Origin of the sequence: Protofrankia symbiont of Coriaria myrtifolia (assembly GCF_900634755.1) — a bacterium.
Taxonomy (GTDB): Bacteria; Actinomycetota; Actinomycetes; order Frankiales; family Frankiaceae; genus Protofrankia; species Protofrankia coriariae.
This window is the reverse complement of the sequence record NZ_CAAAFS010000250.1, coordinates 1-7,921: the sequence shown is the minus strand read 5'-3', so window position 1 is coordinate 7,921 and position 7,921 is coordinate 1. Positions and strand designations below refer to the sequence as shown.

The window sequence follows — 7,921 nt, the reverse complement described above, 5'->3', positions numbered from 1 at the left end:
GCCTGTCCGGGGTGGTGGGTTTGTCGGCTCTCTGGGAGCCGGTGCTGTCGGCACGGCGGGCGATGTCGGCTGCCGTGCCGAATCCGGGTTTGCCGGTACCGCCTCCACGGGCCCTGCCGTGGGTCCGGCCACAGGCCCTGCCGCGGGTCCGGCCGCGGGCCCGGTCACGGGTTCGGGGCCGAAGCCAGCCTGCGTTGGGATGGTTGTAGCGATGATCAGTGTCTGGTGGTCGGAGGGACCGGTCCCGTCGGGTGCCGACGGCGCGGCGCCCGACGGGATGGGGAGGTTGTCCGCCCGTACCTCGGCCGGGCCGGATTTCCCCCGGAGTGTGACAGTCAGTGTTCCAACGATCACGAGAATGGTCGCGACGGCGGCCGCGGCGGCCGTCCACACGTTTCGGCGCCGTCGACGAGCGGAATTCCTGTCGCCGGACAGCGGCGGGACACCGCGCGGCCGCAGCCTGGTCGGGGTATCCAGCGGCTCGCGGGGCCCGGGAGCCGCGGATGGCGAGCCGGCGCCGTCCGCACTGTCGGTACCGGCCGGGGTCGGCCGCGGCGAGTTCCCGGCGGAGACGACGCGGGACCGGCGGCGGGTGGCTTCCAGGCGGGAGACGTCGGCGGCGGCTGCCCCGGAACCGGTGCCTGTTTTCGGGTCGTGGGCCTTCGGCTCGTCCGATGACGGTGGGACGGCCGCGAGATCATCCCCGGCTGCCCCCAGCCGGGCCACCGGCTCGGCTCCCAGGGCGTCCCGTAGCGCGTCGAACTTCTCGACAAGACTGGCCACGCTCGGCCGTTGCCGCGGATCGACCGACATCATGTGCCCGATCAGCGCCCGCAGCGGCTCTGGAACAGCCTGGTCGAGTTCGGCGGCGTCGCCGGCGAGGATGCGACGCATGACCGTCGCCGGTCCGTCGCCGGCGCGGGGCGCGAACGGGGCCGTGCCGGCAAGCAGGGTGTACAGGGTCGAACCGAAGGCGTAGACGTCGGCGGCCGGCGAGTACCGCTGTCCGTCAAGGACCTCCGGAGCGCAGTGGGCCGGCGTGTAGGCCTCGAGGCTGACCGACTTCTCCGGGCCGGCCGCGATACCTGCCGCCCCGATACCCGCCACTCCGAAGCTCGCCACCCCGAAGCTCGCCACCCCGAAATCGCTCAGTACTGCCCCGCCCTCGTCGGAGACCAGGAGATTCCCCGGCTTGATGTCACGATGGGTGATGTCGGCGCGGTGCGCCGCGGCCAGTGCCCGGGCGACGGACACACCTACCCCGACGGTTTCCGGCGCCGACAGCCGGTTCGGCTGGTTCGGCTGGTTGTTGTCGCGCATCCGGTCGACCAGCGATCCCCGTGGGAAGTACTGCATCGCGATGAACGGCTGGTCGTCGGTGGTGGCGCCCGCGTCGTACACGGTAATGATCTCGGGGAGGTGGGACAGGCGGCCGGACGCCTGGCACTCGCGGGTGAACCGGCGCAGCGCGGCCGCGTCCCCGACGTCGGCGCTCAGGACCTTCACGGCTACCGTTCGCGCGAAACGTTCCTGGTAGGCGGTGTAGACGGTGCTGAACCCGCCGATCGCGACCCGGCGGAAATCCCGGTACCCCTCGATGGCCGGGCCCGGCGGCACCCGCGCCGCATCCTGGCTCTCCCGAGTCTTCCCCACATCGCCCCCGGTATGTTTCGCACGAATCCGTCCGCCGCGGCGTATGCCTCCCGTTGGATATGGTAAGCCGTGACGCGCTTCGGCGACGTACGCGAGGGAGTGCCGCGGGGACGTGACACACATGGGTTGTTTTTCCAGTGGCTCCGCGGCCACCGGCCACGTGAAAAGATCTGTGATCGCACAGCCTTTGGTCGTTACAGACTGTCCTTATTGCTTCTTGGTAGGGTGCTGTCTAGCCTTTCAGGTGTCTCTTCGGACGGCGGCTTCGCCGTCGCCGGCCATGTCTGCTGAGGCCATGTCTGCTGAGGCCATGTCTGCTGAGAGACACCGAAGACGCCAGCCAGCCAGGTCATGGTGGGCGTGTGTAGCCGGAGTAAGGGTGGTGACATGATGGCGAGTGTCTTCGGGTGCGATCCCGATGTCGCCCGCCAGGTCTCCAGCGACCTGGCCGATATTCGTAGCACTCTTGCCTCTCTTGGTGCCGCCTTCGACGGTCTACACGGTGTGACCGGCTCGCGGGAGGTGGAGACTGCACTGGACCATTTCGTGAGTCATTCATCCGACAGCCGTGAGTCGATGGACACGTTGTTGGAGCGGGCATCCGGCCTGCTGCGCGGGCTGGCCGAGGGAGCGTCCGAGGTGGATTCCGCTCTGGCCGGTGCGTTGGAGTCGGCTTCACCCGAGGTTCCTGCCGCCGTGCTGTCCGCCTCGCCGGTGGCTGCGGGTGGCATGTGATGGGCGTGGCGGCCACCGGTGTCCCGTCGTGGTTCACGCTCCGGGTTCCCCGGTCCTGGTTCGAGTTCGACGTGTGGCGGGCCACCCGGACCGGTGATCTCGCACGGCTCGTCGACGCCCGTGTCGCGCACATTCCGCAGCTGCGGCAGCAGCGGTCGGCGCTGCTCAGGCTGCTGCGGGAGGTCGCCGAGCGGGCCGAGCGGCAGGGAGCCGTCTACTGCGCGGCGGCGGCCGATCCGGTGGAAGGTTCCGGCGGCCTGGTGGCGAGCGTGATGGTGTTCCATACCGATGGCGCGCCGAATGCCGTGGACAACACGGTGGACGCGATCGCGGGGCATGTTACCGCCGTGGCACCGACGGACCGGGGATTCCCATGGCGCACCGTGACGATTGTCGAGATACCGGCCGGCCGGGCCGTGCGTGTTCGCGGGGTCGAGCGGGCCGAGCCGGACGGGGTGCCGATCGACAGCGTTGTCATGCAGACGCTCGTCCCGGTGCCCGGCGACCGCGGGGTGCTCAACGTCGTTCTGAGCAGTCCACACGTCGACATCGCCGACGACCTGTTCGACCTGTTCGACGCCATCAGCGACACGCTGGCCTGGTCGCGGGATCGTCCGGACCAGTTGTTCACCACGAGTTCTTCCCAGTAGTTCACGTTCGTCCCAGCAGTTCCGGAGCGGTTCCGTCGGTCGCCCGGATCCGTCTGAAGAAAGGGAGCACGCCATGGCCAACGTCCACGTCGACTACGGAGCGCTGCAGAACGCCGCGTCCAGGCTCACGGGTGGTCAGCACGAGATGGAGTCTCAGCTGGCCCAGCTCAAAAGCCTGATTGACAGCCTGGTAAGCAGCGGTTTCATCACCGACCAGGCGTCCGGGAAGTTCCAGCAGTCCTACGACCAGTGGAACACCGGTACAAGAAACGCCATTGCCGGGCTGGAGGGCATGAGCGCTTTCCTCAACAAGGCGGTCACAGAGCACCAGCAGCTCGATTCCGTGCTCAGCCAGTCCACGGGCGGCTGACCCACGGCTGTGACCCGCCTCGGATGATCGGCCCCGGATGACCGGCCGTCGGGCGGCCTGCCCCGCGGCCATCCGACGGCCGGGCGGCCGGCTCCGGGGATCACCGGCAGGCCCGTGTTCGGCAGGCCGCCGCGCAGGGCGCGGACGTGAGATCCGCTCGGCCCGCATACAGCCATGATTACTACTGTCGGTAGGTGAGTGAAGGAGAACAGCGGTGAGTGACTGGGACGTCCTGGAGCTGGACGGTGATCCGACCCCGGGCGACCCAGAAGCGGTGCGGGCCCTGGCCACCCGGCTACGGGAGCAGGCCGAGCGAGCCGAGAGCTCCACCACCCGCCTGCGTGCGATCGCGGCCAACGGCGGTGATCTGCGGATGGCCGGTGACTACGCCCCCCGGTTCACCGAGGCGCTCGCCGAACTGCCCGACGAGCTGGCCAAGCTCGCCCGTGCCTACCACGGCTGCGGCGATGCGCTGTCCACCTATGCGACGACTCTGACCGAGGCGAAGACACGCGCGGGTGGCGCGCTGCGGCAGGGCCTGGACGCTCACGGCCGCTACCAGGCGGCGTTGCGTCAGGTCCGGACGCTGCTGCCGCCCGACCGGGAGGTGGCGTTGTGGCCGCGGGCCGAGCTCAGCGACGGCTCGATCAGTTCCGCGACGGTGGGCTGGGAGTCCCCCGATCTTGCCGCGCAGGTGCGGGCGGCCGCGCAGCAGGGGCAGGTGGCCAGCGCCGACCGGCTGCGGGCCCGGCGGCTGGCCGACGACGCCGCCGAGTTGCGCGGGAACGCGGCGCACACCTGCGCCCGCGAGATCGAGGACGCGCTGGCCGGCAGCGGGATCAAGAACAAGCCGTGGTACGAGAAGGTGTGGAACGCCGTGTCCGCGCCGTTCCGGTCCTGGGACAGCTTCGTGGAGCTGTGTCGTGACGTCGCCATGGTCGCCGGTGTGGTCGCGTTGTTCGTCTCCGGGCCGATCGGGCTCGCGCTCGTCGGCATCGCCCTGGTGGCCGGCGCCACCGTCTTTGCCAGCACGCTGGCGAAGTACGCGCGTGGCCAGGCGTCGTTGGGCCAGCTCGGTCTGGACGCCCTTGGTCTCATCCCGGGCGCGCGGGGCGTTACCAGTGCCGCCGGGCTGGCACGTGCCGCCGCTGGTCTGGCGCGTGGGGTCACGCACGGCCAAGGGGTGAAGCTCGTCGGCGCCGCGCTGCGCGGCGCCGGCACGGCGCTGGCCACCCGTGGGCGCAACATGATGTCGGTAGCCAGGTGGGGGCTTTCCAACCCGCGGGCGAACGGGGTCGAGGCCGTCAAGCGCCTGGTCCGGCTGGACCCGATCGACGTCGCGACCGGTGACATGGTGCTGACCCAGACCGACGCGGAGCTGCCCGGCGTGCTGCCGTTGCCGCTGTCCCGGACGCACGTCTCCTCCTATCGGCTGGGCAGCTGGTTCGGCCGTTCGTGGGCGTCCACCCTCGACCAGCGGATCGAGGTGGACGACAACGGGGTCTATTTCGCCACCGCGGACGGCATGACCCTGGTGTACGCGGCGGTCTCGGACGCCGACGGGCCGGTGCTGCCGGTGGAGGGGCCGCGCTGGCCCCTGACCCGCGGCGCGGACGGGACATACGCGATCAGCGATCCGTGGCAGGGGCGGACCTGGCATTTCACCCCGCTCACCCCGCTCACCCCGCCGCACGGGGCAGCCGGCGAGCCGCGACCGTCCGGTGGGCAGCGGGCGGCCGGCGGACCCGTCCAGTGGCCGCTGAGCGCGTTGACCGACCGCAACGGCAACCGCATTGATTTCGTTTACGACGGGGATGACGCTCCCGTCGAGATCGCCCATTCCGGCGGTTACCGGATCCGGGTGGACACCTGGCGACACCGGGTCGTCGCGCTGGCCCTGCTCGGTGACGGCGGCAACGACCCCGGCGGCAACGATCCCGGCGGCAACGATCCCGACGGGTCCGCGACCGTGCTGGTGCGGTTCGGCTACACCGAGGCCGGTGACCTTGCCGAGGTCGTCAACTCCTCGGGCCAGCCGCTGCACTACGACTACGACGACGACGGTCGCATAGTGCGCTGGACGGACCGCAACGCCACCGAATACCGGTATGCCTACGACGCCTCCGGCCGGTGTGTGGCCACGGTGGGCAGCGGCGGCTGCCTGACCGGCCAGCTACGGTACGACACCGAGCGGCGCACGACCACCGTCGTCGACTCGCTGGGCCACGCGACGATCTACCATCGCAACGAGGCGCTGCAGGTCGAGTCGGTCACCGACCCGCTCGGCAACATCAGCCGTTACACCTGGGACAGGTACGACCGCAAGCTCACCGAGACCGACCCGCTGGGCCGTACCGTCCGCTGCACCTACGACGCCGCCGGCAACCTGGCGGAGATCGCCAGGCCGGATGGTGGTCGAACAACCGCGCGGTGGAACGATCTGCGGCTGCCGGTGACCCTCGTGGAACCGGACGGCGACCGCTGGGAACGCTCCTACGACGACCGCGGCAACCTGACCGCCGTGGTCGACCCGGCCGGTGCCCGGACGCTGCTCGCCTACGACGACCGCGGCCGGCTCACGGCCGTCACCGACGCGCTCGGGCACACCCGGCGGGTCGAGACCGACGCCGCCGGCCTGCCCGTCGCGGTGACCGACCCGCTCGGCGCGGTCACCGCCTACGAGCGGGACGCCTTCGGCCGAGTGGTCGCGGTGACCGGCCCGATCGGTGAGATGGCCCGGTTCGGCTGGACGGTCGAAGGCAGGCTGGCCTGGCACACCCGGCCGGACGGGGCCACCGAACGCTGGACCTACGACGGGGAGGGCAATCTCGTCGAGCACGTGGACGCGGCCGGGCTGGTGACCCGCACCGAGGTCACGCATTTCGACCTGCCGGCGGCGCGGACCGGCCCGGACGGGGCGCGGCTGGAGTTCTCCTACGACACCGAGCTGCGGCTGGTCGCGGTCACCAACCCGCAGGGCCTGGTCTGGCGGTACGACTACGATCCGGCGGGGAACCTCGCCCGGGAGACCGACTTCAACGGGCGGGCGCTGGCCTACGGGTATGACGCCGCCGGCCAGCTCGTCGAACGCACCAACGGCGCCGGGCAGACCGTGCGCTTCACCCGCGACCCGCTCGGTAACGTGATCGAGAAGCACAGCGCGAGCGGTGTGACGACGTTCACCTACGACGCGGCGGGACGGGTGACACGGGCGACGAACCCCGACGCCGACTGCGTGTTCCAGCGGGACGCCCTCGGCCGCGTGCTGGCCGAGACCTGCAACGGCCGTACGCTCACCTCGGCCTATGACGTGCTCGGCCGGCGGGTACGGAGGGTGACCCCGTCCGGGGCGGCCAGCGTCTGGGAGTACGGCCCGAACGACCTGCCGCTGTCCCTGCGCATCGCCGGTCGGACCCTGCGTTTCACCCACGACGAAGCCGGCCGGGAGGTACGGCGCAGCCTGGACACCGGTGTCGTGCTGGCGCAGGCCTGGGACGTCAACGACCAACTGTTGTCGCAGACCGTGACCGCGGGCGGGCCGGGGACCGCGCGACAGGCACGGCTGCTCCAGCGCCGCGACTACAGCTACAGTCCGGACGGCTACGTCACCGAGATCGACGACATGCTCGCCGGCCTGCGCCGGTTCGACCTCGACCCGGCTCGGCGGGTCACCGCCGTCCACGGGGCGAACTGGTCCGAGCGCTACGCCTACGACACCGCGGGCAACATCACCGACGCGTCCTGGCCGGTGCCCACACAGCGCGACGGGCGCGACGGGGAGCACGAGGCCGCGCAGGGCGGACGTGAGTACACCGGCACACTGATCCGCCGCGCGGGTAGCGTCCGTTACGAGCACGACGGCCAGGGACGGGTGACCCTGCGCCAGCACAAGCGACTGTCGGCGAAGCCGCGTACCTGGCGTTACACCTGGGACGCCGACGACCGCCTGACCGCCGTGACCACCCCCGACAGCCAGCGCTGGCGCTACCTGTACGACCCGTTCGGCCGGCGTATCGCCAAGCAGCGTGCCGCCGACAGCGGCACCGGTGATGCTGGTGGGGTGGCCGAGCGGGTCGACTTCACCTGGGACGGCGCCGTACTCGCCGAGCAGAGCCACGTCACCGCGGGCGACCCGACGGGCCGTATCACCACCTGGGACTGGGAGCCCGGTAGCTTCCGCCCTCTCACCCAGTCCGAACGCCGCCCATCCGACGGCGCGGACCAGGCATGGTTCGACGCCCGGTTCCACGCCATCGTCACCGATCTCGTCGGCACCCCCACCGAGCTGATCGGCCCGGACGGCAACCTCGCCTGGCGCAACCGAACCACCCTCTGGGGCGCCAGCCCACAGCCCGCCGACGGCGCCGTCGACTGCCCGCTACGCTTCCCCGGCCAGTACCACGACCAGGAAACCGGCGCCCACTACAACTACTTCCGCTACTACGACCCCGAAACCGCCCGCTACGACTCCAACGACCCGCTCGGCCTGGCCCCCGCCCCCAACCCCCACACC

Annotated in this window: 5 protein-coding genes; 4 read left to right on the top strand and 1 reads right to left on the bottom strand. The window is 70.9% G+C overall.

All coding sequences use genetic code 11. The features are described from left to right. The coding region (locus CM1CMNOD_RS14250; RefSeq protein ID WP_165490478.1) for a serine/threonine-protein kinase at nt 1-1,617 on the bottom strand (1,617 nt) is incomplete at its 3' end. Between the two features lie 423 nt (nt 1,618-2,040). Here CM1CMNOD_RS14250 and CM1CMNOD_RS14245 point away from each other — a divergent pair. The 4 genes from CM1CMNOD_RS14245 to CM1CMNOD_RS14230 form a co-directional block, all read left to right on the top strand. After that, complete coding sequence (locus tag CM1CMNOD_RS14245; RefSeq protein ID WP_043603743.1) at nt 2,041-2,388, top strand: hypothetical protein; 348 nt, start codon at nt 2,041-2,043, stop codon at nt 2,386-2,388. Beyond that, nucleotides 2,388-3,038, top strand: a complete 651-nt coding sequence (locus CM1CMNOD_RS14240; RefSeq protein ID WP_013874300.1) for a hypothetical protein — start codon at nt 2,388-2,390, stop codon at nt 3,036-3,038. Before CM1CMNOD_RS14245 ends, CM1CMNOD_RS14240 begins: the two co-directional genes overlap by 1 nt. 73 nt (nt 3,039-3,111) lie before the next feature. Then, complete coding sequence (locus CM1CMNOD_RS14235; RefSeq protein ID WP_013874299.1) at nt 3,112-3,408, top strand: WXG100 family type VII secretion target; 297 nt, start codon at nt 3,112-3,114, stop codon at nt 3,406-3,408. Nucleotides 3,409-3,622: 214 nt separating this feature from the next. Then, nucleotides 3,623-7,921, top strand: a 4,299-nt coding sequence (locus tag CM1CMNOD_RS14230) for a DUF6531 domain-containing protein (RefSeq protein WP_131774025.1), incomplete at its 3' end; no start/stop codon positions are given.

Excerpts from the sequence above, each read along its gene's own strand:
- CM1CMNOD_RS14245 (WP_043603743.1), top strand. The coding sequence starts at position 2,041 with ATGATGGCGAGTGTCTTCGGGTGCGATCCCGATGTCGCCCGCCAGGTC.
- CM1CMNOD_RS14240 (WP_013874300.1), top strand. The coding sequence starts at position 2,388 with ATGGGCGTGGCGGCCACCGGTGTCCCGTCGTGGTTCACGCTCCGGGTT.
- CM1CMNOD_RS14235 (WP_013874299.1), top strand. The coding sequence starts at position 3,112 with ATGGCCAACGTCCACGTCGACTACGGAGCGCTGCAGAACGCCGCGTCC.